The organism is Lutibacter sp. (genome assembly GCF_033723435.1).
Classification (GTDB): domain Bacteria; phylum Bacteroidota; class Bacteroidia; order Flavobacteriales; family Flavobacteriaceae; genus Lutibacter.
This window is the reverse complement of record NZ_JAWVXC010000001.1, coordinates 257676-282270: the sequence shown is the minus strand read 5'-3', so window position 1 is coordinate 282270 and position 24595 is coordinate 257676. Positions and strand designations below refer to the sequence as shown.

Annotated in this window: 20 protein-coding genes; 15 read left to right on the top strand and 5 right to left on the bottom strand. The window is 28.7% G+C overall.

Annotated features, from left to right (window positions below; genetic code table 11):
• The first annotated feature begins 61 nt into the window (after positions 1-61).
• On the top strand, positions 62-3190 hold the full coding sequence (locus R3342_RS01260) for a carboxypeptidase regulatory-like domain-containing protein (RefSeq protein WP_318937838.1): 3129 nt from the start codon (positions 62-64) through the stop codon (positions 3188-3190).
• A 47-nt stretch (positions 3191-3237) separates the two neighbouring features.
• The gene (locus R3342_RS01255) at positions 3238-3708 is read left to right on the top strand and encodes a DUF6495 family protein (protein ID WP_318937836.1); all 471 of its coding nucleotides are present in this window, start codon (positions 3238-3240) and stop codon (positions 3706-3708) included.
• Here the strand turns inward: R3342_RS01255 and R3342_RS01250 are convergent.
• Positions 3689-4372 carry an SIR2 family NAD-dependent protein deacylase gene (locus tag R3342_RS01250; protein WP_318937834.1) on the bottom strand — a complete coding sequence of 228 codons (684 nt, stop codon included), beginning with the start codon at positions 4370-4372 and terminating at the stop codon, positions 3689-3691. The genes R3342_RS01255 and R3342_RS01250 overlap by 20 nt on opposite strands.
• A gap of 55 nt (positions 4373-4427) precedes the next feature.
• On the opposite strand from R3342_RS01250, the gene R3342_RS01245 reads away from it, so the two are divergent.
• The gene (locus tag R3342_RS01245) at positions 4428-5105 is read left to right on the top strand and encodes an RNA methyltransferase (RefSeq protein ID WP_318937833.1); all 678 of its coding nucleotides are present in this window, start codon (positions 4428-4430) and stop codon (positions 5103-5105) included.
• Here R3342_RS01245 and R3342_RS01240 read toward each other — a convergent pair.
• Genes R3342_RS01240 through R3342_RS01225 form a run of 4 tightly spaced genes read right to left on the bottom strand, consistent with a single transcriptional unit; the run spans position 5098 to position 8642 of the window.
• The gene (locus R3342_RS01240; protein ID WP_318937832.1) at positions 5098-5466 is read right to left on the bottom strand and encodes a hypothetical protein; all 369 of its coding nucleotides are present in this window, start codon (positions 5464-5466) and stop codon (positions 5098-5100) included. The genes R3342_RS01245 and R3342_RS01240 overlap by 8 nt on opposite strands.
• A gap of 1 nt (position 5467) precedes the next feature.
• On the bottom strand, positions 5468-6670 hold the full coding sequence (locus tag R3342_RS01235; RefSeq protein ID WP_318937830.1) for an alanine dehydrogenase: 1203 nt from the start codon (positions 6668-6670) through the stop codon (positions 5468-5470).
• Positions 6663-7079, bottom strand: a complete 417-nt coding sequence (gene tsaE, locus R3342_RS01230) for a tRNA (adenosine(37)-N6)-threonylcarbamoyltransferase complex ATPase subunit type 1 TsaE (protein WP_318937829.1) — start codon at positions 7077-7079, stop codon at positions 6663-6665. The genes R3342_RS01235 and tsaE overlap by 8 nt, the downstream gene beginning before the upstream one ends.
• 12 nt (positions 7080-7091) lie before the next feature.
• Positions 7092-8642, bottom strand: coding sequence for a PglZ domain-containing protein (locus R3342_RS01225; RefSeq protein WP_318937828.1), 1551 nt, complete (start codon positions 8640-8642; stop codon positions 7092-7094).
• Between the two features lie 39 nt (positions 8643-8681).
• Between R3342_RS01225 and R3342_RS01220 the strand changes: the two genes are divergently transcribed.
• From R3342_RS01220 to R3342_RS01165, 12 genes are all read left to right on the top strand, one after another.
• Positions 8682-9911: an HD domain-containing protein gene (locus tag R3342_RS01220; protein WP_318937827.1), complete on the top strand. Its 1230-nt coding sequence runs from the start codon at positions 8682-8684 to the stop codon at positions 9909-9911.
• Positions 9912-9941: 30 nt separating this feature from the next.
• Positions 9942-11000 (top strand): UDP-3-O-(3-hydroxymyristoyl)glucosamine N-acyltransferase, encoded by a 1059-nt coding sequence (gene lpxD, locus R3342_RS01215; protein WP_318937826.1) that lies wholly within the window; start codon positions 9942-9944, stop codon positions 10998-11000.
• Entirely contained in the window at positions 10975-12372 is a 1398-nt protein-coding gene (locus tag R3342_RS01210; protein ID WP_318937824.1) for a bifunctional UDP-3-O-[3-hydroxymyristoyl] N-acetylglucosamine deacetylase/3-hydroxyacyl-ACP dehydratase, read from the top strand. Before lpxD ends, R3342_RS01210 begins: the two co-directional genes overlap by 26 nt.
• Entirely contained in the window at positions 12369-13151 is a 783-nt protein-coding gene (gene lpxA, locus R3342_RS01205) for an acyl-ACP--UDP-N-acetylglucosamine O-acyltransferase (protein ID WP_318937821.1), read from the top strand. Before R3342_RS01210 ends, lpxA begins: the two co-directional genes overlap by 4 nt.
• A gap of 16 nt (positions 13152-13167) precedes the next feature.
• A complete protein-coding gene (efp, locus tag R3342_RS01200; RefSeq protein ID WP_318937820.1) occupies positions 13168-13734 on the top strand; it encodes an elongation factor P in 567 nt (188 codons plus the stop codon).
• A 3-nt stretch (positions 13735-13737) separates the two neighbouring features.
• A complete protein-coding gene (locus R3342_RS01195) occupies positions 13738-14661 on the top strand; it encodes a UDP-3-O-(3-hydroxymyristoyl)glucosamine N-acyltransferase (protein WP_318937818.1) in 924 nt (307 codons plus the stop codon).
• A gap of 73 nt (positions 14662-14734) precedes the next feature.
• Positions 14735-15607 (top strand): succinate--CoA ligase subunit alpha, encoded by an 873-nt coding sequence (sucD, locus tag R3342_RS01190; RefSeq protein WP_318937816.1) that lies wholly within the window; start codon positions 14735-14737, stop codon positions 15605-15607.
• An 89-nt stretch (positions 15608-15696) separates the two neighbouring features.
• The gene (fabG, locus tag R3342_RS01185) at positions 15697-16443 is read left to right on the top strand and encodes a 3-oxoacyl-[acyl-carrier-protein] reductase (protein ID WP_318937815.1); all 747 of its coding nucleotides are present in this window, start codon (positions 15697-15699) and stop codon (positions 16441-16443) included.
• 12 nt (positions 16444-16455) lie between these two features.
• Entirely contained in the window at positions 16456-18480 is a 2025-nt protein-coding gene (locus tag R3342_RS01180; protein ID WP_318937814.1) for a VWA domain-containing protein, read from the top strand.
• A 145-nt stretch (positions 18481-18625) separates the two neighbouring features.
• Positions 18626-19006, top strand: a complete 381-nt coding sequence (locus tag R3342_RS01175; protein ID WP_318937812.1) for a hypothetical protein — start codon at positions 18626-18628, stop codon at positions 19004-19006.
• 77 nt (positions 19007-19083) lie between these two features.
• Positions 19084-23415, top strand: a complete 4332-nt coding sequence (locus tag R3342_RS01170; RefSeq protein ID WP_318937810.1) for a CusA/CzcA family heavy metal efflux RND transporter — start codon at positions 19084-19086, stop codon at positions 23413-23415.
• Between the two features lie 3 nt (positions 23416-23418).
• On the top strand, positions 23419-24561 hold the full coding sequence (locus R3342_RS01165) for an efflux RND transporter periplasmic adaptor subunit (protein ID WP_318937808.1): 1143 nt from the start codon (positions 23419-23421) through the stop codon (positions 24559-24561).
• Positions 24562-24595 lie beyond the last annotated feature (34 nt).

The following is a 24595-nucleotide window of genomic DNA, read 5'->3' as shown; positions in this document are numbered from 1 at the left end:
GTAGGCTTTTTTAGTTAAATTTGGGTTCATTAATTCAAATCTTAATTTAATTTTAAATCATATGAAAAAACAATTACAATTTTCATTATTAATTACCGTTCTTAGTTTTATTACTGGTTTTTCACAAGTAACAACTTCTAAAATACAAGGAATTGTTAGTGATGAAAATTCACAAGGACTTTATGGAGCAAATGTAGTAGCAAAGCATTTACCAACAGGTACTGTGTCAGGCACTATGACACTTGAAAGTGGACGGTTTTCGCTTCAAAATTTACGTGTTGGAGGTCCCTATACCATTACTATTAGTTATTTAGGCTATAAGACAATTGAGTATAAAGATGTGTATTTATCTTTAGGAACTGCGTTTGATGTTAATGCAAAAATGGAGAGTGAAAGCCAGCAATTAGGAGAAGTAGTTATTACTGGCGGTAGAAATGCTACATTTAATAATGATAGAACAGGAGCAAAAACTAGCGTAGGTAAAAGAGAATTAACAAGTCTTCCAACTATTTCCCGATCAGCATCTGATTTCACAAGATTAGATCCTTCTGCATCTTCAAACGGGTCTTTTGGCGGTAGAAATGATCAATACAATAATTTCACTTTAGATGGTTCTATTTTTAATAACCCATTTGGATTAGATGCTGCAACGCCTGGAGGTCAAACAGATGCACAACCAATTTCATTAGATGCTATTGACCAAATTTCAGTTGCTACTGCTCCGTATGATGTAACTTTATCAGGATTCACAGGAGCTTCAGTAAATGCAGTAACAAAAAGTGGTACTAATAAAGTAGCGGGTACTGTTTATGGATATTATAGAAATCAAGATTTTACAGGAAGTAAAATAAAAGGGCAAAAGATATTTGTTCCTAAACTAGAGCAAACTCAATATGGATTTAGTGTTGGTGCACCAATAGTGAAAAATAAATTATTTGTTTTTGCAAACTTTGAAAAAGATGATAGAACGGACTTGGGACAAGACTGGTTACCAAATACAGGTACAGGAGCTATAAACGAATCTCGTGTTGCTTTGCAAGATTTATTAGATGTTCAATCTGCTTTAAGAGGAATAGGATATGATCCAGGTGAATTCCAAGGTTTTACACATAAATCTAAAAGTACAAAAGGAATTATAAAATTAGATTGGAATATTAATGATAACAACCGTTTAGCTTTTATTTACAACTTTTTAAATGCATCAAAAGATAAACCTGCACATCCAACAGCATTAGGATTTAGAGGTCCAAATTCTCAAATATTACAATTTCAAAATTCAGGATATCAAATTAATAATAACATCCAATCTTACTTAGTTGAATTAAACTCAACTTTAGCGGACAATGTTAGTAATAAATTTCAAATAGGATATACCCATTTTGATGATTTTAGAAATCCAATGTCAACACCAATGCCAGCTTTCAGAATTCAAGATGGAAATGGATCTAATTACATTGTAGCAGGTCATGAACCTTTCTCTATTCACAACACTTTAGATCAAAAAGTATTTCAATTTTCCGATAATATGAATATTAGTAAAGGAAATCATAATTATACTTTAGGATTTTCATTTGAAAAATTCAAATTTGCTAATTCCTTCAATTTAGGAGCTTATGGATTTGGGGATAGTAGAGGGTATGTAGGTGCATTTTTTGGAGATTTTGCTGATATGAACGCTTTTAATACAGCTATAAGCAATGGGTTGTTAGCAGACGCTATGGCAAACGCACAAAATGTTTTTGATACAAATAATGCTAGTAATTCTTGGAATTTAGCGGAAACACATGTTGGTCAAATGGCATTTTATTTACAAGATGAGTGGAATATAAACGATGATTTTAAATTATCTTATGGAATTAGATTTGATAAACCACTTTTCTTTGACTCAAGTGATAAAGCACAAGATGTAATTGATTTCCCTGGAAATTTCTATGATCCTAGTATTCCTTATACAGATCCTTCAACAGGGCAAACAGTTTATTTAAACTCAACAAAAATGCCTAATAACCAATTTTTAGTTTCACCAAGATTAGGATTTAACTGGGATGTTAATGGAGATAAAATTTTACAAGTTAGAGGAGGAAGTGGGATATTTACTGGTCGTTTCCCTTTTGTTTGGTTAGGAAATCAAATAGGAAACCCAAATGTATGGTATTACGAAGTAGTAGATCCTAATTTTAAATTTCCTTCAGTATGGAGAACTAGTTTAGGATTAGATTATAAATTAGAAAGCGGAGTAACGTTAACAACCGATTTATCTTATACAAAAGATATTAATGGAGCACAGGTACAAAACTGGGGATTAAAAGCACCATCTGGAAATTTATCTGGTGTTGATACAAGAGCTATTTATACTTCTTCGGATAAAGGAAATAATGCTTATGTATTTACTAATACAAATAAGGGAAGAACTTTAAATGCTACTTTTAAAGCCCAAAAAACTTTTGAAAATGGTTTGTTTGTAAGTTTAGCTTATAATTATTTAGATTCTAGAGATGTTAACTCTATTGAAGCTGAAATTACAGGAGATGCTTTTGATGCAAATCCAGTTGTAGGAGATGCAAATGCGGACATATTAGGTTATTCAAAATATGGAGATAAACATAGAGTTATAGGTGTTATTTCAAAATCTTGGAAATACGGTGCTGATAATAAATGGAGCACTTCGGTAGCTTCCTTTTTTGAATATGCACAAGGAGGTAGATTTTCTTATACTTATGGAGGAGATATAAATAATGATGGATCAGGTTTAAATGATTTAATATATGTTCCTACTACAGCTGAAATTAGTCAAATGACATTTTCAGGTGCTGGACAAGGTGCAGCATTCGACCAATTTATTGCTCAAGATAGCTATTTAAGTGGAAGGAGGGGAAATTATGCAGAACGCTATGGTGCAGTTTCTCCTTGGAGAGGAAAATGGGATGTTAAATTTATTCAAGAATTAAAAATATCAAAAGATAATTCTATACAATTCAGTGTGGATATTTTAAATATAGGAAACTTAATTAATTCTGACTGGGGATTAGTACAACAACCAAATGCAATTCAACCAATTGGAGTTAGTGTTGATGGTTCAGGAAACCCAACGTATACGTTTGATCCAAGTCTTCAAAAATCATTTGTTTATAATAGTTCATTACTATCAAGATGGCAAATGCAATTTGGATTACGATATATATTTAACTAAAATATTTTTTTAATTTTGAACCGCCCAATTGGGCGGTTTTTTTTATTATGAAATATAGACAGCTAACAAAAGAACAGTTTCAAGAACTAAATTTAGAATTTTCTAAGTTTTTAGCTACGCAACAAATTGATAAAAATGAATGGGAGCAACTGAAAAATGAAAGACCTGAAATAGCAGAAGAAGAACTTGCAATTTTTAGTGATTTAGTTTGGGATGATGTTCTTTCTAAAACTAATTACATTGAACATATTTCGGAACATCATTTAAATGTTTTTAAATGTTATTCGAAAGAAATAGTTAGAATTTATGTAAAATGCACTAATGCTTCAAAAAATTTTTTAAAGGAAGATGATTTTAATTGGTTTTTAAAAAATCCATTGGATGAAACTTTTGAATATTATAAAGCATCAAAAAAATACTTAGAAGAAAGAAATCTAGAAATTTTTAAGTTGATAGAAATGGGCGGACAAATAAGTGATGGAAAATTGTTTGATAGCCTTATTCAATTAATAGATTAACTACTTTTGGAACTCCTAAAGTTGCCTTTTCAGTAATTTCTATAATATTTAAATTTTCAGTTTTTTGGTAAGATTCAATTGGATTTATAAAATAAATTGGAATAGAAGTTTTAGTGTAATATATTAAACTTGAAGCAGGATATACTTGCATAGATGTTCCAATAATTATAAAAACATCTGCAGTTTTTACTATTTCAATTGCTTTATTTAATAAAGGTACTTCTTCTCCAAACCAAACAATATGAGGTCTTAATTGATTGTTTTCTTCACAAACATCTCCAATATTTAAATCTTTTTTCCAAGAATAAACTAAATTTGGATTTATAGTGCTTCTTACTTTCAATAATTCTCCATGTAAATGAACTACATTTGTGCTTCCTGCACGTTCATGCAAATCATCTACATTTTGTGTAATTATTTGAACATCAAAATACTTTTCTAATGTAACCAATTTTTTATGAGCATTATTTGGTTTTACCTTTTGTAATTGGTTTCTTCTTTTATTATAAAAGTCTAATACTAATTCTTTATTTTTCTTCCAACCAATTGGAGAAGCTACTTCCATAATATCATATCCTTCCCACAAACCTCCTGCATCTCTAAAAGTTTTAAGACCGCTTTCGGCACTAATTCCTGCACCTGTTAAAACCACAATTTTTTTCATTAAAACTAATTTTATTTCAAAAGTAAAATTTTATATTTGAAGTAATACAAAAGCAATGGTAGATTATAAATTAATTACATATTTAGAACAGTTTGTTTCGGAAAGGCGAAGAGATTTATTTAAACAAGTATTGGAACAAAGAACTCGTCATTTTACAGTTGCAATTGAAGATATATATCAATCTCATAACGCTAGCGCTGTAGTTAGAAGTTGTGATGTTTTTGGTATTCAGGATATTCATATTATTGAAAATAAATATACGTTTAATACTTCTAAGCAAGTAGCTAAAGGCGCTCAAAAATGGTTAGATTTTGAATATTACAGAAAAAGAAATACAAATAATACTTTAAAATGTATTGAAAATTTAAAAAGCAAAGGTTATCAAATTGTTGCAACAACACCACATAATGATTCTTGTTATTTACAAGATTTTGATGTTACAAAAAAGTCAGCTTTCTTTTTTGGAGTTGAAAAAGCAGGATTATCAAAGGATGTACTTTTAAATGCAGATGTAAATTTAAAGATACCAATGGTTGGTTTTACGGAGAGTTTAAATATATCTGTTGCTGCTGCAATAATACTGCAAAGTACCACCGAAAAATTAAAAAAATCAAATGCTAAGTGGCAACTATCTAATCTTGAAAAAGATGCCGAATATTTAAAATGGTTGGAAAAATCTATAAAAAGTATTAAAAAAATTAAAGAGCATTTTTATACTAAAACTTCTATTTAACAACTACTTTTTTAATGGTAGCAATAGAGTCGCAATTTTTAATAGTTACGGTTATGTTTTTTAATTTATTTCTCCCTTCAATATTATACTGAAAACAACTATCTATTTTAATTTTGTTCCACATATCTACATCTCCATCTTTTAAAACTTGCAAAACTTGTAAACTATCTATTTCTTTATTTTTAAATAAAGTAGAAACTTCCTCAGAAAAAATAAGTTGTTTTTTGCTAATATTTTTTAAAACACGTGCATTAGGCCAATAGTCAAAAGAACTGCTTTTTTTGGTTAGTACGAAATTAACAATAACCACACCAATAAATAATCCAACTAAATAATAGGGTAAACGTTGTCTAAAAGTCATATTACAAAAATAGTAAATTTATATCTCTAAAAGGTAAATTAAACCAATCGGCAACAGTTTTGTTGGTTAAAATTCCGTGGTAAAAATACATACCTTTTTGCAAACTTTTATCAAAACGTGCAGCATTTTCAAATCCACCTTCTTCAGCCATTTTCATTAAATAAGGAGTGAAGATATTACTTATGGATACAGAAGCCGTTCTTGCATATCTTGAAGGAATATTTGGCACACAATAATGCACGATGCCAAGTTTTTTAACGGTTGGACTTTCATGAGTAGTTACTTCTGAAGTTTCAAAACAACCACCTCTATCAATGCTAACATCTACAATTACAGCGCCATCTTTCATATTTTCCACCATTTCTTCGGTTACAATAATTGGGGATCTAGATTTTCCTCTAATAGCTCCAATTGCAATATCACATCGCATAAGCGCTTTTAGTAAGGTTTTAGGTTGAATTGTTGAAGTATATATTGGATGGTTTAAACTGTTTTGTAAACAGCGTAATTTAGTTATAGAATTATCAAAAACTTTAACTCTAGCACCTAATCCTAAAGCGGATTTAGCAGCAAATTCACCTACAGTTCCAGCTCCTAAAATGACTACATCAGTTGGAGGAACTCCACCAATATTTCCAAATAATAAGCCATTTCCTTCACTATTTTTACTCATTAATTCAGCAGCAATTAATATAGAAGCTGTTCCAGCAATTTCACTTAAAGATTTTACCACAGTATAAACGCCTTGTTCATCTTGAATATAATCAAAAGCTACAGCTGTAATTCGTTTTTTTGCTAAAGTTTCAAAGTATTTTTTTGTTTGGGTTTTTAATTGTAAAACTGAAAATAATACACTTTGAGGATTCATGTAACCAATTTCCTCAATGGAAGGTGGTTCAACTTTTAGAACTATATGACATTCAAAAGCTTCTTTAGCGCTATATACAATTTTAGCTCCAGCATCCGAAAAATCTTTATCACTAAAATTAGCTCCTTTTCCTGCATCAGTTTCAATAATAAATTGATTTCCTTGTGCGGTTAACGCAGCAATGGCATCAGGAGTTAAACAAACTCTTTTTTCTTGGTAATAGGTTTCTTTTGGGATGCCAATAACTAATTTCCCTTTTTGTTTGATTATTTCTAACGTTTCTTCTTGGGGAATTAGTTCATGTTTACTAAAAGGAGATTTAATTTTTTTACTCATTATTTTTTAGTTCGATGGTTCGCTGTTGATTATTATTTATACTTATAGTAATAATAGTTGACTTTAAAGGTAATAAATTTTCCACTTTATTTGGCCATTCAATTAAACACCAATTATTACTGTAAAAATACTCTTCAATTCCAATATCTAAAGCTTCTTCTTCAGCTTCTATTCTATAAAAATCAAAATGATAAATATGTTCAGAAGATTTTGAACGATATTCATTAACTAACGAGAAAGTTGGCGAACTAACAACATCTAAAGAGCCTAACTGCTTAACTATTTCTTTAATTAGGGTAGTTTTTCCAGCACCCATTTTTCCATAAAAAAGTAAAATTTTAGAATTTGCATTTGCTATAACTTCTTTAGCAATTTCTGGTAATTCATTTAGATTGTATTTTTTTACCATAAGATTAAAATATTATTTTGGTACAAATATAGCACAAGGAATTATCATTTCCTCTAAGGAAATTCCTCCATGTTGAAATGTATTTTTATAATATTTTACATAATGATTGAAGTTGTTTGGATAAGCAAAAAAATAGTCTTCTTTTGCAAAAATAAAGGAACTATTAAATGCTATTGTAGGTAATTTAACATCTTTAGGATTTTTAACTACAAATACTTCTTTTTCTTCGTAGGTTAAGCTTCTTCCTGTTTTGTACCTAAGATTAGCACTAATATTTTTATCTCCAATAACTTTAGAAGGCTCTTTAACATTTATGGTTCCGTGGTCTGTTGTAAGAATTAATTTTAGTCCTAATTTTTGTGCTTTTTGAATCATTTCTAACAAAGGAGAGTTTAAAAACCAGCTTCTAGTTAATGATCTGTAGGCTTTATCATCATTGGCTAATTCTTTAATAACTTCCATTTCTGTTTTAGCATGAGATAACATATCTACAAAATTGTAGACAATTACGGTTAAATCATTTTCCTTAATGGCATTAAAATTATCTGCAAGTTGTTTACCGCTTTTTAAATTGGTAATTTTAAAATAAGCGGTTTTTATATTTTGATGTAATCTTTTTAATTGAGCATTTAAAAAATCTTCTTCGTGTAAGTTTTTACCACCTTCATCGGTATCATTTTTCCAGTAATTTGGAAATTTTTGTTCCATTTCTGAAGGCATTAATCCCGAAAAAATAGCATTTCTGGCATATTGTGTTGCAGTTGGTAAAATACTATAAAAAGCTTTTTCTTCCTTTTTTTTATAATATTTATTTATGATTTGTTCTAATACATAAAATTGATCGTAACGCAAATTGTCTATTAATACTAATAAAGTTCCTTTTGATTGGTTTATTTCTGGAAGAATTGCTTTTTTGAATAGGGTGTTAGACATAATAGGAGCGTCTTCATCCTCTATCCAATCTGCATAATTTTTCTTAATAAATTTAAAGAATAATGAATTGGCTTCTTTTTTTTGGCTTTCTAAAATTTCTACCATTCCAATATCATTAATATTTTCAAGTTCTAATTCCCAGTAAAGCAGTTTTTTATATATTTCAATCCAATCTTTATAACTATTTACCATTGCCAAATCCATTGCTATTTTTCTAAATTCCTGTTGGTAGTTAGAAGTAGTTTTTTCGGATATTAATCTGGAATTATCTAAGTTTTTCTTTAAGCTTAATAAAATTTGATTTGGGTTTACAGGTTTAATTAAATAATCGGCAATTTTGTTACCAATAGCTTCTTCCATAATGTATTCCTCTTCACTTTTAGTTATCATTACGATAGGAATGTTAGGATGGATACTGTTAATTTCTAATAAAGTTTCTAAACCACTTAACCCAGGCATATTTTCATCTAAAAAGATAATATCAAAATTTTTCTCTTTACATGTTTCAATTGCATCGGCACCATTTGTACAGGTAGTAACTAAATAATCTTTTTTTTCTAAAAAAAGGATATGAGGTTTTAATAAATCTATCTCATCATCCACCCATAAAATGTTTATATTGCTACTCATATTGTTATCTTTGCAGTATTAGTTATAAAAATAATTATTTTGATCGAAAAAAAATCAAATAAACTTAAAATATTAAACGATCCAATATATGGCTTTATTATCATTCCAAGCGCTTTAATATTTGATTTAATAGAACATCCTTATTTTCAGAGATTAAGACGAATTTCACAAATGGGATTATCGTACTTAGTTTATCCAGGAGCTCATCATACAAGGTTTCATCATGCAATTGGTTGTATGCATTTAATGCAAAAATCGGTCCAATTATTACGATTCAAAGGTGTTATTATTACCAAAGAAGAAGAAACAGCACTTTATGTTGCAATTTTATTGCACGATATTGGTCACGGAGCATTTTCTCATGCATTAGAGCATAGTATTGTTTCTAATATTAATCATGAAACTATTTCGTTGAAATACATGGAAGTTTTAAATGAGGAGTTTAATGGTCAGCTTTCATTAGCTATAGAAATTTTTAAAGGAAATCATCCAAAGAAATTTTTATATCAACTTATTTCCAGTCAGTTAGATATGGATAGGCTAGATTATTTAAAGCGCGATAGTTTTTATACCGGTGTAGCAGAAGGAAATATAAATTCGGAACGTTTAATTACAATGCTTAATGTAGTTGATAATCAATTAGTTGTTGAGGAAAAAGGAATTTATTCTGTAGAAAAGTTTTTAATAGCTAGGCGCTTTATGTACTGGCAAGTATATTTACATAAAACAGGAGTTGTAGCAGAAAAGCTTCTTGAAAAAGTTTTAAAAAGAGCAAAAGAATTAGCTTTAAAAGGAGTTCAATTACCAGCAAGTAAATCGTTTTCTTATTTCTTATATAATAAAATTGACAACAATAATTTTACTAGAGATACTTTAAAAATATTTGCGAAACTAGATAATTACGATGTGTTTTCATCCATTAAAGAATGGATTTCAAATGATGATGTAATTCTTTCAAAACTTTCAGAAAGCTTAATAAATAGGAGATTACCTAAAGTTATTCTTCAAAATAAACCTTTTACAGAAAACCAAATAGAAACCGTTAAAAAAGAAGTACAAAAAAAATTAAATTTATCTTCTGATGAATTAGATTATTTTGTTTTCCATGGTGAAATAAATAATCAGGCTTACAATAAGGCAGACGCTATAAATATTCTGTTTAAAAATGGTGAAGTTGAAGACATTACAAAGGCATCCGATCAATTAAATATTCAAGCTCTTTCAAATAACGTTTATAAGTATTTTATGTGCTTTCCTAAAAATAGGTAGTGTATTAGTTTTTTTTTACTTTTGTAGGCAATGAAATTTACAGCAAACCAAATCGCAGAAATTTTAGAAGGAACCGTAGTTGGTGATGAAACTATTGAGGTAGATAAGCTTTCTAAAATTGAAGAAGGAGAAAAAGGTTCCTTAACTTTTTTGTCTAATCCAAAATATACACAATTCATTTATTCTACAAATGCTTCTATTGCAATTGTTAATAATGATTTTGTTCCAGAAAAAGCAATAAAAACAACCTTAATAAAGGTAGAAGATGCATATAAATCTTTTTCAAAATTATTAGCCTATTATAATGAAATTCGTCTAAATAAATCAGGTATTGAAACGCCAAGTTTTATAAGCGAATCTGCAACTTTAGGAGAAAATATTTATGTTGCAGCTTTTTCCTATATTTCTGATAATGTAAAAATAGGTGATAATGTTAAAATTTATCCTAATACATTTATAGGAGATAATGTTCAAATAGGAGATAATACTATAATTATGGCAGGAGCTAAAATTCATTCCGATTGTATTATTGGTGAAAACTGTGTTTTACATGCAGGAGTAGTTTTAGGTGCTGATGGATTTGGTTTTGCACCAAATGCAGAAGGTGTTTTTAGTAAAGTTCCCCAAATAGGAAATGTTATAATTGAAGACAATGTAGACATTGGAGCTTGTACAACTATTGATAGAGCTACATTAGGTTCAACCATAATTAGAAAAGGTGTAAAATTAGATAACCAAATTCAAATAGCACACAATGTTGAAATAGGTGAAAATACAGTTATAGCAGCACAAACGGGTATTGCAGGTTCAACAAAAATTGGATCAAGCTGTATGCTTGGCGGGCAAGTAGGAATTGTAGGGCATATTACTATTGGAAATAACGTTAGAATACAAGCGCAATCTGGTATTGCCAGAAACGTAAAGGATAATGAAGTAATTCAAGGCACACCAGCAATTGGTTATGCAGATTATAATAAATCATATGTGTATTTTAAAAAGCTACCTGAATTAGTAGCAACTATTAACTTATTAGAAAAAGAAATTAAAAGTTTAAAAGATTACAATGAGTACCAATCAAAAAACCATTAAATCGGAAGTTTCACTTTCTGGAGTAGGATTGCATACAGGCAATCAAGTGACTATGACGTTTAAGCCAGCACCAGAAAATCACGGAATTTCCTTTGTAAGAGTAGATTTAGAAGGCTCTCCTGAAATTGAAGCAAGTGCTGAATATGTGGTAAATACAGAAAGAGGCACAAATTTAGAAAAAAGAGGTGTTTTTGTAAATACATCAGAACATGTTTTAGCTGCGGTAACAGCGTTAGATATTGATAATATTAAAATTGAAATAGATGCAGCAGAACCACCAATTATGGATGGATCTTCTATTCATTTTATTGAAGCATTAGAAAAGGCCGAAATTATTGAGCAATCTCAAAAAAGAAATGAATTTATCGTAAAAGAAATTATTTCATATAAAGATGAAGAAACAGGAAGTGAAATAATTTTAATGCCAAGCGATGAGTACCAAATAACCACTATGGTAAATTTTGGAACTAAAGTTTTAGGCACACAAAATGCAACTTTAGATTCTTTGAAAGATTTTAAAGAAGAAATCGCTGCAGCAAGAACTTTTAGTTTTTTACATGAGTTGGAAACTTTATTAGATCATAATTTAATTAAAGGAGGAGATTTAAATAATGCCATAATTTATGTAGATAAAGAAATTTCTGCCGATACTATGGAAAAACTAAAAAAGGCATTTAACAAAGAAAGTATTTCTACTAAACCTAACGGTATTTTAGATAATTTAACGTTACGTTGGCCTAATGAAGCTGCCCGACATAAATTGCTAGATGTTATAGGAGACTTAGCTTTAGTTGGAACAAAAATTAGAGGAAAAGTAATTGCAAATAAACCTGGACACTTAGTAAATACCATTTTTGCAAAAAAACTCCAAAAAATGATAAAACAGGAAAGGAGAAATAATGTACCAAAATTTGATTTAAATAAACCTCCATTAATGGATGTAAACAAAATCATGAGCATTTTGCCACATAGACCTCCGTTTTTGTTAATAGATAGAATTATAGAATTAACAGATTCTATGGTAGTTGGCATGAAAAATGTAACTATGAATGAACCTTTTTTTGTAGGTCATTTTCCAGAAGCACCAGTTATGCCTGGAGTTCTACAAATTGAAGCTATGGCACAGTGCGGAGGTATTTTAGTGTTAAGTTCAGTGCCAGATCCTGAAAATTATCTTACTTATTTTATGAAAATGGATAATGTTCGTTTTAAGCAAAAAGTATTACCAGGAGATACGTTAATTTTTAAAGCAGAGTTAATGTCACCAATCCGTAGAGGAATATGTCATATGCAAGCTTGTGGTTATGCTAATAATAAATTAGTGGTTGAAGCAGAACTTATGGCACAAATTGTAAAAAAAAATAAAGCATGAATCAACCTTTAGCGTATATTCACCCTGGAGCAAAAATAGCAACTAATGTTGTAGTTGAACCTTTTACAACTATTTATAATGATGTTGTTATTGGTGCAGGAACTTGGATTGGATCGAATGTTACCATAATGGAAGGAGCAAGAATAGGGAAGAATTGTAGAATTTTTCCTGGCTCCGTAATTTCAGCAATTCCACAAGATTTAAAATTTGATGGAGAAGAGTCTTTGGCAATTATTGGAGATAATACAACAATAAGAGAATGTGTAACAGTAAATAGAGGAACTAAAGCCTTGGGTAAAACTCAAATTGGTAATAACTGTTTGATAATGGCAACTTCTCATATTGCACATGATTGCCTAATAGGAAATCATTGTATTATTGCAAATGGATCTGTAATAGCTGGTCATGTAACTTTAGGAGATCATGCTATTTTAAGTGGATTAGTAGCTATCCATCAATTTATTCATATTGGATCACATGCAATGGTTTCGGGAGGATCATTAGTTAGAAAAGATGTACCACCTTATACTAAGGCAGGGAAAGAACCTATTTCTTATATAGGAATAAATTCAATTGGACTAAGAAGAAGGGGATTTACCACTGAAAAAATAACAGAAATTCAGAATATATATAGAATTTTATATCAAAAAAATTACAATACCACACAAGCTTTGGAGAAATTAGAAGCTGAAATGGAAGCAACTAAAGAAAGAGATCAAATTATACTTTTCATTAAAAATTCTCAAAGAGGGATAATGAAAGGATATACAGGAAGTTAACTTATAAAAAAACACAATGGCAACAACATCAGATATCAGAAATGGATTATGTATAAAATATAATAATGACATTTTTAAAATTGTTGAATTTTTACATGTAAAACCAGGAAAAGGACCTGCATTTGTAAGAACAAAATTAAAAAGTTTATCTACCGGTAAAGTATTAGATAATACATTCCCAGCAGGAAGAAAAATTGACGATATACGAGTTGAAACTCAAAAATTTCAATTTTTATACCCAGAAGGAGATACTTTTCATTTTATGAATACTCAAGATTATAATCAAATCACGTTACAAAAAACAGCTTTAGATAGTCCCGAGTTATTGAAAGAAGGCGAAGTGGTAACTATCATTATTAATACTGAAGATAATATGCCTTTATCCGTTGAAATGCCTAATAGTGTAATATTAGAAGTAACACACACAGAACCAGGTGTTAAAGGTAATACAGCAACAAATGCCACTAAACCTGCAACTGTTGAAACTGGAGCGACCATAAATGTTCCTTTATTTATTAATGAAGGAGATAAAGTAAAAATTGATACAGCAAAAGGAGCATATTTAGAACGAGTAAAAGAATAGCTCATGAAATTACCTCGTACATATTCCTTAGAGGAAATAGCAGAAATTACAGGAACAACTTTTGTTGGACCTCCAAATTTCCCAGTAACAGGATTTAATGAAATTCACGTAGTTGAAGAAGGGGATGTAGTTTTTGTAGATCATCCAAAATATTATGATAAAGCATTAGAATCAAAAGCAACAGTAGTTTTAATAAATAAAAAGGTAAAGTGTCCACAAAATAAAGCTCTTTTAATTTCAAAAGATCCATTTACAGATTTTAATAAATTATCCAAGCATTTTAATCCTTTTAAAAAAGCGAATAGAGCTAAATCTTCTACTGCTACAATAGGTAAAAATTCTATTATTCAACCTAGTGTTTTTTTGGGGAATAATGTAGCTATAGGTAAAAATTGTTTAATTCACGCCAATGTTACTATTTATGATAATGTAATAATTGGTAATAATGTAACCATCCATTCTGGAACAATATTAGGAGCAGATGCTTTTTATTATAAAAAAAGACCAGAAGGATTTGATAAATTAATTTCAAGTGGTAGTGTTTTAATTGAAGATAATGTAGATATTGGAGCACTTTGTACTATTGATAGAGGAGTTTCTGGGATTACTACTATTAAGAAGGGAACTAAAATTGATAATCAGGTTCAAATTGGCCATGATACTATTATTGGAGAACAATGTTTAATCGCTTCCCAAACTGGAATTGCTGGTTGTGTTGTTATGGAAGATAAAGTGGTTGCCTGGGGGCAAGTAGGAACGAATAGTGGTATAAGAATAGGTAAAGGTGCAGTTATTTTAGGACAAACAGGCGTTACTAAATCTATTAAAGGAGGAAAAACTTATTTTGGAACACCAGTTGAAGAATCTAGAACAAAACTAAAAGAGATAGCACAAATAAAACAGCTTTTAAAAAGTCAAAAAAAATAACGAATTACTACTTCAAAAGCATAATAAAATATAAATTTGTAACAAGTTTTAAATTTTAATTAAATATACATAAATGAGTGTTTTAGTAAATAAAAGTTCAAATATAATTGTACAAGGTTTCACAGGAGGCGAAGGTACTTTTCACGCAAGTCAAATGATTGATTATGGCACTAATGTTGTTGGAGGTGTAACACCAGGAAAAGGAGGACAAATGCATCTAAATAAACCTGTATTTAATACAGTACAAGATGCTGTAGATAAGGTCAAAGCAGATACTTCTATTATTTTTGTACCACCTGCTTTTGCTGCAGATGCAATTATGGAAGCTGCAAACGCAGGTATTAAAGTAATTATTTGTATTACTGAAGGAATTCCTGTAGCTGATATGGTAAAAGTTAAGGCTTATATTGAAGATAAAGATTGTCGTTTAGTTGGTCCAAATTGCCCAGGTGTAATTACCCCAGAAGAAGCTAAAGTTGGTATTATGCCAGGTTTTATCTTTAAAAAAGGAAATGTAGGCATTGTTTCTAAATCGGGAACTTTAACTTATGAAGCAGCAGATCAAGTTGTAAAAAATGGCTATGGAATTACTACAGCAATTGGTATTGGTGGAGATCCAATTATTGGAACTACAACAAAAGATGCAGTAGAAATGTTTATGAATGATGACGAAACTGATTGTATTGTTATGATTGGTGAAATTGGCGGTCAATTAGAAGCGGAAGCTGCAGAATGGATTAAAAAAACTGGTAATAAAAAACCTGTAATTGGTTTTATTGCTGGACAAACAGCTCCTAAAGGAAGAACTATGGGACATGCTGGAGCTATTGTTGGAGGAAAAAATGATACAGCTCAAGCAAAAATGGAAATATTAAGACAAAATGGAATTCACGTTGTGGAATCTCCTGCTAAAATTGGAGCAAAAGTAGCTGAAGTTTTAGGTTAATATTAAAATAAATAAAATGGAAGCTTCCTTTTAAAAGGAAGCTTTTTTTGTATCTAATTTGTATATTTGAATTTACAAAAAACTAATAAATGAAACTTTTAGAAAATAAAAATACACTAATTACAGGAGCAACTCGTGGTATAGGAAAAGGAATTGCTCTTGAATTTGCTAAGCAAGGGGCAAATATTGCATTTACTTATAATTCATCCATTGAAGCTGCCCAAAATTTAGAAAACGAATTAAGTTCTTATGGAATTAAAGCAAAAGGATATCAATCTAATGCAGCAAGCTATGAGGCAGCACAGGATTTAGCAAAAGAAGTTTTAAATGAATTTGGAACTATTGATGTTTTAATTAATAATGCTGGAATTACTAAGGACAATTTATTAATGCGAATTACTGAAGAAGATTTTGATAAAGTTATTGAAGTTAATTTAAAATCAGTTTTCAATTTAACTAAAGCGGTTATTCGTCCTATGATGAAGCAAAGAGCAGGTTCAATTATTAATATGACTTCAATTGTAGGAATAAAAGGTAATGCAGGACAAACTAATTATGCAGCTTCAAAAGCAGGAATTATAGGATTTACTAAATCTGTTGCACTAGAATTAGGCTCTCGTAATATACGTTGTAATGCTATAGCCCCTGGGTTTATTGAAACTGAAATGACTGCAAAACTGAATGAAGATGTGGTACAAGGCTGGAGAGATGCAATTCCTTTAAAAAGAGGAGGAAACCCAAAAGATATTGCAAATGCGTGTGTGTTTTTAGCGTCTGATATGAGTTCATATATTACAGGACAAACATTAAGTGTTGATGGCGGTATGCTTACTTAAATAGTATTTATTTTGACTACAATTACAGTTTTATTAATAATTACAGCATTTTTTACTGCTTTAATAATAACTGTATTTCAATATTTTTTTAAATCAAAAAACGAAGGGAAAGTCAAATATTGGCTTTCTCTTTTACGTTTTTTAAGTGTTTTTTTAATTTTAATTGTATTAATAAACCCATCTATTAACAAAACTAGTTATCAATTAGTTAAACCAAAACTGTTTGTAGCTGTTGATAATTCTCAATCTATAAAGTTTAATAAAAACGATTCTATTGTTACTAGTTTGATTAAACAAGTGAAGAATAGCAAACAATTAAACTCTAAGTTTGATATTAATTATTATAGTTTTGGTGATAAAATTAAAGTTTTAGATAGTTTAACTTTTAAAGAAAAAGCAACCAACTTGTCACTTCCTTTGGAGACTTTTTCTGAAATAGCTCCAATTTCCAAATCTCCAATAATTTTAATTTCCGATGGAAATCAAACTGCAGGAACTTTAGATTATACAAACATTAAAAACACTGTTTTTCCAGTTATAGTTGGTGATACAACTACTTTTGAAGATATTAAAATTAGTAATGTAAATGTAAATGCAACTACAAATATTGATAATAATTTTCCTGTAGAACTATTTATTAATTATGATGGCAAACTGTCTGTAACCAAAAAGCTAACTATCTACAATGGTAAAAAGTTGGTATTTTCTAAAGAAATAAGTTTGACTAGAACTGATAATAGTAAAAATTTATTAATTTATTTAAAAGCAGCACAAAAAGGGAATCAATATTTTAAAGCAACTATTGAACCTATAAACAATGAAAAAAATAAACTTAATAATACTGCATATTTTAGTACTAAAGTAATTGATAATCCAACAAAAATTGCTATTATTTCTACTATAAAGCATCCAGATATTGGAGCTTTAAAAAATGCTATTGAAAGTAAAAAGCAATTTAAAATTACTTTAACAAATAATTTAAATAAAAATATAAATATATCTGATTATCAATTATATATATTGTATCAACCTGATGTAAAATTTAATGCTATATTTAATAAAATTAATAATTTAAATAAAAATTATTTTATAATTTCTGGTTTGCATACAAATTGGAATTATTTGAATAAAGCACAAAATTATTTTACAAAAAATGACCTTCAAAAAAGTGAAAAGTTTGAATGTTTTTTAAATGAAGATTACAGTAAGTTTAATGTAAAAAATATTGATTTCACTAATTTTTCGCCATTGACATCTAATTTTGGTAATTTCAAATTTAATCAATCGTATCAAACATTATTATTTAAAAAAATTAATGGAATTGAAACCAAACAACCTTTATTATCAACATTAAATGATGGTAACCGAAAAGTTGCTTTGTTAAGTGGAGAAGGTTTGTGGAGATGGAGGATGCAAAGTTTTGCTAAAAATAAGACGTTTATAAATTTTGACAATTTTATAGCAAGTTTAATTCAATATTTATCTGGAGAGAAAACTAAAAATAGCATTAAGGTCACTGCTAAACCTATTTACAATACTAATGAAAAAGTTGAAATAAGTGCTATTTATTTTAATGAAAATTTTGAAATTGATACAAGAAATAAAATTTGGTTGACCTTATTTGATGAACATCAAAAGCAAATAAAAAAAATTCCGTTTACTGTTAATGAAGATCAATATAAAGTTTTTATATCTAATTTAAAATCAGGAAATTATTGGTATGTTATTAGTGATAAAAATCAACATATTTATTATAAAAATAATTTTAAAATCACTAACTTTAATATTGAGGAACAATTTCAGAATTCTAATACCAAAAACCTAGCTGTTTTAGCTAAAAATACCAATGGAAAATTAATTTATCCCAATGAATTAGGGGATTTAATCACAAATTTGGTTAATAATGATAATTACCAAGTTATTCAAAATAAAGTAAAAATTAACGAATCTTTAATAAATTATAAGTGGATTTTATTTTTGATAGCTTTATTTTTAAGTGTAGAATGGTTTGTTAGAAAATATATTGGAAAAATGTAATCTAATCATATAAGTTTTCTTCAACTTTAAACGTTAGTATTTAATAGTTTGTGACAGATAATAAATAAAATTGATAATTAGATTAAAAAAAACAATAAAATATAAATGCAAATTATTTTAAAAGATTTCATATTTGCAATATCCGATGAAGAAAGTATTAGTAATCATATTGTCCTATACCATTTTATTTCAAAGTTTTAACTTTAAAATAAATGATATTTTAATGATTCCTAATCTTGTACAACATCTTAAAGTTCATATAAAAAATGGGGATAGTATTGTTGATTTTATTTCTTTACACTATGGCAATAAATATGCGAGCCATAAGGATAAAGACAAAGAGCATCAAAAATTACCATTTCATAGTGACACAAACTCTTTTTATAAAGTAAATTTTCTTGATTTTACAGATAAAACAGCTAATATTTCTACAGAATTTTCTTCTGAAAGCAAAAACTTTATTTATGTAGAGTTGTTTGTTAATCTTTTAGAACACTCTATTTTTCAACCTCCTAAAATAGCATAATTAATTTCGTTTTTTAACAAGATAATCTATTAGTAATTAATTGATTGTCTTCATTTTAAATAACTAAATAATTAATTATGTTACAAAAAATTATTAAGCTAAGTATTAGCAATAAACTCATTATTTTATTAATTACAGCTGCTATTTTTGGTTTCGGTTTATTCTCATTAACTCAAATACCAATTGGCGCTGTTCCGGATGTTACAAATAACCAAGTACAAGTTATTACTACATCCAGAAATTTATCAACACAAGATGTTGAACAATTTATTACTTACCCAGTTGAATTAGAAATGGCTAATTTACCTGGAGTAAAAGAAATTAGATCCGTTTCAAAATTTGGTTTATCCGTTGTAACCATTGTTTTTGATGATAATTTAGGAACTTATTTACCTCGTCAATTAATTGCCGAAAAAATTAAATCAGCTTCAGAAAAAATTCCTCAAGGTTTTGGAACACCTCAAATGGGACCAATTACAACAGGGTTAGGAGAAATATATCAATATATTTTAGACACTAAACCTGAATATAAAGACAAATATTCAGCTATGGAACTAAGAACTATTCAAGATTGGATAGTTAGACGTCAACTTTCGGGTATTCCTGGAGTAGTTGAAGTGAACACTTGGGGAGGTTATTTAAAGCAGTATGAAGTTGCTTTAAATCCTGAGAAACTTAAATCCATGGATATTACGCACACTCAAATTTTAGATGCTATTCAAAAAAATAATAGCGTTGCAGGAGGTGGTTATATTGAAAAAACTAATGAAAGTTATTTTGTTAGAGGTGAAGGGATGATTAAATCATTAGACGATATTAAAAATATTGTTGTAAAAAATGTTGAAGGTGTCCCAGTTTTAATAAAAGACATAGCAGATGTTAATTATGGTTATGCAAATAGATTTGGAGCAATAACTGGTAATGGTGAAGGCGAAAAGGTGCTAGGACAAGTTATGATGCTTAAAGATGGTGATTCTAATAAAGTAATTGAAGCTGTTAAAGCACGTATTGCTGAAATTCAAAAAATGTTACCTGAAGGAGTTTATATTAACGGTTTTTTAGAACGAAGTGAATTAATAGGAAAAACAACATTTACAATAGCTGAAAACTTAGTTTTAGGAGTTATAATAGTAATTTTTGTAGTTATTTTATTACTAGGAAGTTTTAGATCAGGTTTAGTAGTTGCATCTGTAATTCCATTAGCATTACTATTCACATTATCTATGATGTATGTTTTTGGAGTAGATGCCAATTTGATGAGTTTAGGAGCTATTGATTTTGGTATTATTATAGATGGAGCAGTTATTATAGTTGAATATATTGCATACAAAATAACACATAATAGAAAAGAATTAATGTTACTTTCAAAAAGTGACAGACAAAATAGTATTGATGAAATTACTTATGAAAGTAGTTCTAAAATGATGACTTCTGCTGTTTTCGGACAGTTAATAATTTTAATCGTTTTTATACCAATACTATCACTAAGTGGTGTAGAAGGAAAAATGTTTAAACCAATGGCAATGGCGTTTAGTTTCGCATTAATTGGTGCAATGTTTTTATGTTTTACTTACGTGCCAGTTATTTCTTCCATTTTCCTAAAACCAGAAAAAGTTACAAAAGATAATGTTTCAAAAAAATTAATGGCTTTTTTCTATAAATTATATGAACCTGTAATTAAATGGGCATTGCATCATAAAAAAATAGTTATAAGTTCATCTATAGCTTTATTAATTTTTACAGTGGTATTGTTTAGTAGAATGGGAGGAGAATTTATTCCAACATTAGATGAAGGTGATTTTGTAATTCAGCCAGTTTTAAAAACAGGAACAACTTTAACTAAAACTACTGAAATAACTACTAAAATTGAACAAATTTTATTGAATAATTTCCCTGAAGTATCCCAAGTAGTTTCACGTATTGGAGCAGCAGAAGTCCCTACAGATCCAATGTCTATGGAAGAAAGTGATATTATAGTTAAATTAAAACCTAAAGGAGAATGGGTTTCTGCAGAATCTAAAGATGAATTAGCAGATTTATTTAAAGAAAAACTATCCGTAATTCCAGGCATTGAAATTGAATTTACACAACCTATTGAAATGCGTTTTAACGAATTAATTACGGGTGTTAGAGCAGATGTTGCTGTTAAAATTTTTGGAGAGGATTTAAAAATATTAGCAAGTAAGGCAAATGAAATAAAAAATAAAATTTCTAATGTTGAAGGAGCTTCTGATATTACCGTTGAAAAAGTTGCTGGATTACCTCAAATGACAGTTACTTACGACAGAAAGAAAGTTGCTAGATATGGATTAAATATTGTAGCATTAAATCAAGTTGTTTCTATGGCTTTTGCAGGTCATACATTAGGTAATGTGTTTGAAGGAGAACGAAGATTTGATTTAGTAGTTAGGCTTCAACCTAAATTCCGTAAAAACATAGAAGATTTAAAGAATTTATATGTAGATACTCCATCTGGAAATAAAGTACCATTACATGAGCTAGCTACTATAGAGTATACAAAAGGACCTGCTAAAATATCAAGAGATAATACTAAAAGACGAATTGTTGTTGGTATTAATGTCAGAAATAGAGATATGGAATCTGTAGTAAATGATGTTAGACATATAATTGATACTCAAGTAAAATTACCTGTTGGTTATACTGTTTCCTATGGCGGTCAATTTGAAAATTTAAATAGCGCCAAAGCACGTTTAAAACTAGCTGTACCAATTGCGTTATTTTTAATCTTTATTTTATTACACTTTGCTTTTAATTCAATAAAAGATGCATTAATGATATACTCAGCAATTCCACTTTCAGCAGTCGGAGGTGTTTTACTTCTATCTTTAAGAGGTTTACCGTTTAGTATTTCTGCAGGTGTAGGATTTATTGCATTGTTTGGTATTGCGGTGTTAAACGGAATTGTACTTATTGAACATTTAAAATCATTAAAAGAACAAGGAATGGATGATGTTAATGAACGAATATTAAGAGGAACTAAAGAGCGTTTACGTCCAGTTATTTTAACTGCGGCAGCAGCAGCATTAGGATTTTTACCAATGGCGATTTCAACAAATGCAGGTGCAGAAGTGCAACGTCCATTGGCAACTGTAGTTATTGGTGGACTTATTACAGCTACTGTATTAACTATGGTAGTATTACCAGTTTTATATGCAATTTTTGATACTAAAAAGTTTAAAATTAAAAAAAGAAGAAAAGGAGCATCATCTACTTTAGTATTGTTACTATTGTTAATACCAGCAGTTAGTTTTTCACAACAAAAAACTATTTCATTAAATGAAGCAATTTCATTAGCAATTGAAAATAATAAACAATTGAATATTAAAAATTTAGAACATGAAAAAAGTTCAAAATTAATTAATAGTGCTTTTGATATTGCAAAAACTAAAGTGTATTACGAGAAGGATAGAACTAACTTAGGTGTAGATGGTAAACCATTTGAAACTTATGGAGTAGATCAGATTATTGAGTTTCCAACAATTTATTTTGCTAGAAAAAAAGCAAATAAAATTACAGTAAACTTAACTGAAATATCCTACGAGATGGCTAAAAATGATTTAATAAAAAACGTGTCAAAATCGTATTATAAAATAGTTTACTTACATGAAAAATTAAATCATTTAATTTATATTGATAGTTTGTATCAAAATTTTTCTAAAGCAGCTAAAAGAAAATATGAGCTTGGTGAAACCAATTATTTAGAAATGATTACCTCACAATCTAAATACAAGCAATATGCCTCAGAATTAAGCCAGCTTAAAAATGATATTACTATTGCATATCAAGAGTTAAACATATTGCTTCAAACGGATGAAAGTTATAAAATATTAACAGAAAAATTATTAAAACTTCCTGTAAAAGAAGTCAGTATTAATACACATTTAGTAAATAGATATTATACACAAAATAGTAAATTATTTAAAGCTAAAAAAGGAATTGAAACTCAAGGTTTATTGCCCGATTTACATTTTAATTATTTTAATAGTAAAGATTTAATTGCCAATAATTCCGTAAATAGTTTTCAAGCAGGAATTTCAATTCCATTGTTTTTTGCTGGAAAATCATCAAAAATTTCAGCAGCAAAAATAGATAGCGATATTGCAGAGGAACTTGCTTTTGATGCTAAATTAAAATTAAAATCTAAATATTTGAATTTACTTGAAGAACTTAAAAAAAATGAGTCTCAATTAAAATATTTTGAAGAAAATGGTAATTTTTTAGCACAAGAAATTTTAAAAACAGCAACGGCAAGTTATAAAAATGGACAAATTGATTTTTATCAATTTATTCAAAGTATTGAAACTGCTAATCAAATAAATATAAACTATTTAATTAATTTAAATTCCTTTAATCAAATAGCTTTAGAAATAAACTATTTAAACTTATAAATCATGAAAAATTATATAATAAACACACTATACATAATTTCAATTTTTACGGTATTGGTTTCATGTAATGATTCAAAACCAACAGCTAAAAATGAAAAAACAGAGATGGAAACTGCTAGTTTAATTGAAATAACAAAACCTCAATTTGAAACAGCAAAAATGGAGTTAGGAAATGTTTCCTTGCAAAAATTTAATGAAACTATACAAACAAACGGTATGGTTGATGTTCCACCAGCTAATAGAGCAAAAGTAAGTGCTATTATGGGCGGTTACATTAAAACAGCTCCTTTATTAGTAGGTAATAAAGTAAAAAAAGGACAACTACTTTTAACTATTGAAAATCCTGATTTTATTGAAATACAGCAAAATTATTTAGAAGTATCTCAAAAGTTAAATTATTTAAAAAGCGAATACGATAGACAAAAAACATTATTTGCTGAAAAAATATCCTCTCAAAGGAACTTTTTAAAAGCAGAAAGCGATTATAAAAGTGCTTTAGCTTTGCATAATGGATTGTCTCAAAAACTAAAGTTAATGAATATAAATCCATTAAATATTGAAACTGGTAAAATAACATCCATATTGCCAGTTTATGCACCAATTACAGGAAGCATTACTATGGTTAACGCAAGTGTTGGAAAATTTATGAATACTTCAGATGTGTTACTTGAAATTGTAAATAATGAGCATAAACACTTGGAATTAGTCGTATTTGAAAAAGATGTTTTGAAAATTAAAAAAGGTCAGGAAATTAAATTTAAAATACCTGAAAACTCAAATAAATCTTATAATGCCGAAGTACATTTAATTGGAAAATCTATTGATGACGTAACCAGAACAGTTAAAGTTCATGGACATTTAAAAGATGAAAATGAGCCATTTTTAGTTGGTATGTTTGTTGAAGCTCAAATTTTGGTCAATTCCGTTGAAAAAACAGCTTTACCAACAGGTGCATTATTGGAGGATAATGGAAACTATTATATCCTAGCTCTTAAGGAAGATAAAGGTACTTCTATGAATTTTGAAAAAGTTAAAGTTAATATTGGCTCAAAATCTGAAGAATGGGTTGAAATAATAGACAAGAATTCAACCTTACAAAATGTAAAAGTATTAACAAAAGGCGCATTTTTACCTAAACAAGAATAATTTAAATACTATACAAAACTGAATTTGTAGATTC

Coding starts and splice junctions, on each gene's coding strand:
- R3342_RS01260 (WP_318937838.1), top strand. CDS start 62: ATGAAAAAACAATTACAATTTTCATTATTAATTACCGTTCTTAGTTTT.
- R3342_RS01255 (WP_318937836.1), top strand. CDS start 3,238: ATGAAATATAGACAGCTAACAAAAGAACAGTTTCAAGAACTAAATTTA.
- R3342_RS01250 (WP_318937834.1), bottom strand. CDS start 4,372: ATGAAAAAAATTGTGGTTTTAACAGGTGCAGGAATTAGTGCCGAAAGC.
- R3342_RS01245 (WP_318937833.1), top strand. CDS start 4,428: ATGGTAGATTATAAATTAATTACATATTTAGAACAGTTTGTTTCGGAA.
- R3342_RS01240 (WP_318937832.1), bottom strand. CDS start 5,466: ATGACTTTTAGACAACGTTTACCCTATTATTTAGTTGGATTATTTATT.
- R3342_RS01235 (WP_318937830.1), bottom strand. CDS start 6,670: ATGAGTAAAAAAATTAAATCTCCTTTTAGTAAACATGAACTAATTCCC.
- tsaE (WP_318937829.1), bottom strand. CDS start 7,079: ATGGTAAAAAAATACAATCTAAATGAATTACCAGAAATTGCTAAAGAA.
- R3342_RS01225 (WP_318937828.1), bottom strand. CDS start 8,642: ATGAGTAGCAATATAAACATTTTATGGGTGGATGATGAGATAGATTTA.
- lpxD (WP_318937826.1), top strand. CDS start 9,942: ATGAAATTTACAGCAAACCAAATCGCAGAAATTTTAGAAGGAACCGTA.
- R3342_RS01210 (WP_318937824.1), top strand. CDS start 10,975: ATGAGTACCAATCAAAAAACCATTAAATCGGAAGTTTCACTTTCTGGA.
- lpxA (WP_318937821.1), top strand. CDS start 12,369: ATGAATCAACCTTTAGCGTATATTCACCCTGGAGCAAAAATAGCAACT.
- efp (WP_318937820.1), top strand. CDS start 13,168: ATGGCAACAACATCAGATATCAGAAATGGATTATGTATAAAATATAAT.
- R3342_RS01195 (WP_318937818.1), top strand. CDS start 13,738: ATGAAATTACCTCGTACATATTCCTTAGAGGAAATAGCAGAAATTACA.
- sucD (WP_318937816.1), top strand. CDS start 14,735: ATGAGTGTTTTAGTAAATAAAAGTTCAAATATAATTGTACAAGGTTTC.
- fabG (WP_318937815.1), top strand. CDS start 15,697: ATGAAACTTTTAGAAAATAAAAATACACTAATTACAGGAGCAACTCGT.
- R3342_RS01175 (WP_318937812.1), top strand. CDS start 18,626: ATGAAGAAAGTATTAGTAATCATATTGTCCTATACCATTTTATTTCAA.
- R3342_RS01170 (WP_318937810.1), top strand. CDS start 19,084: ATGTTACAAAAAATTATTAAGCTAAGTATTAGCAATAAACTCATTATT.
- R3342_RS01165 (WP_318937808.1), top strand. CDS start 23,419: ATGAAAAATTATATAATAAACACACTATACATAATTTCAATTTTTACG.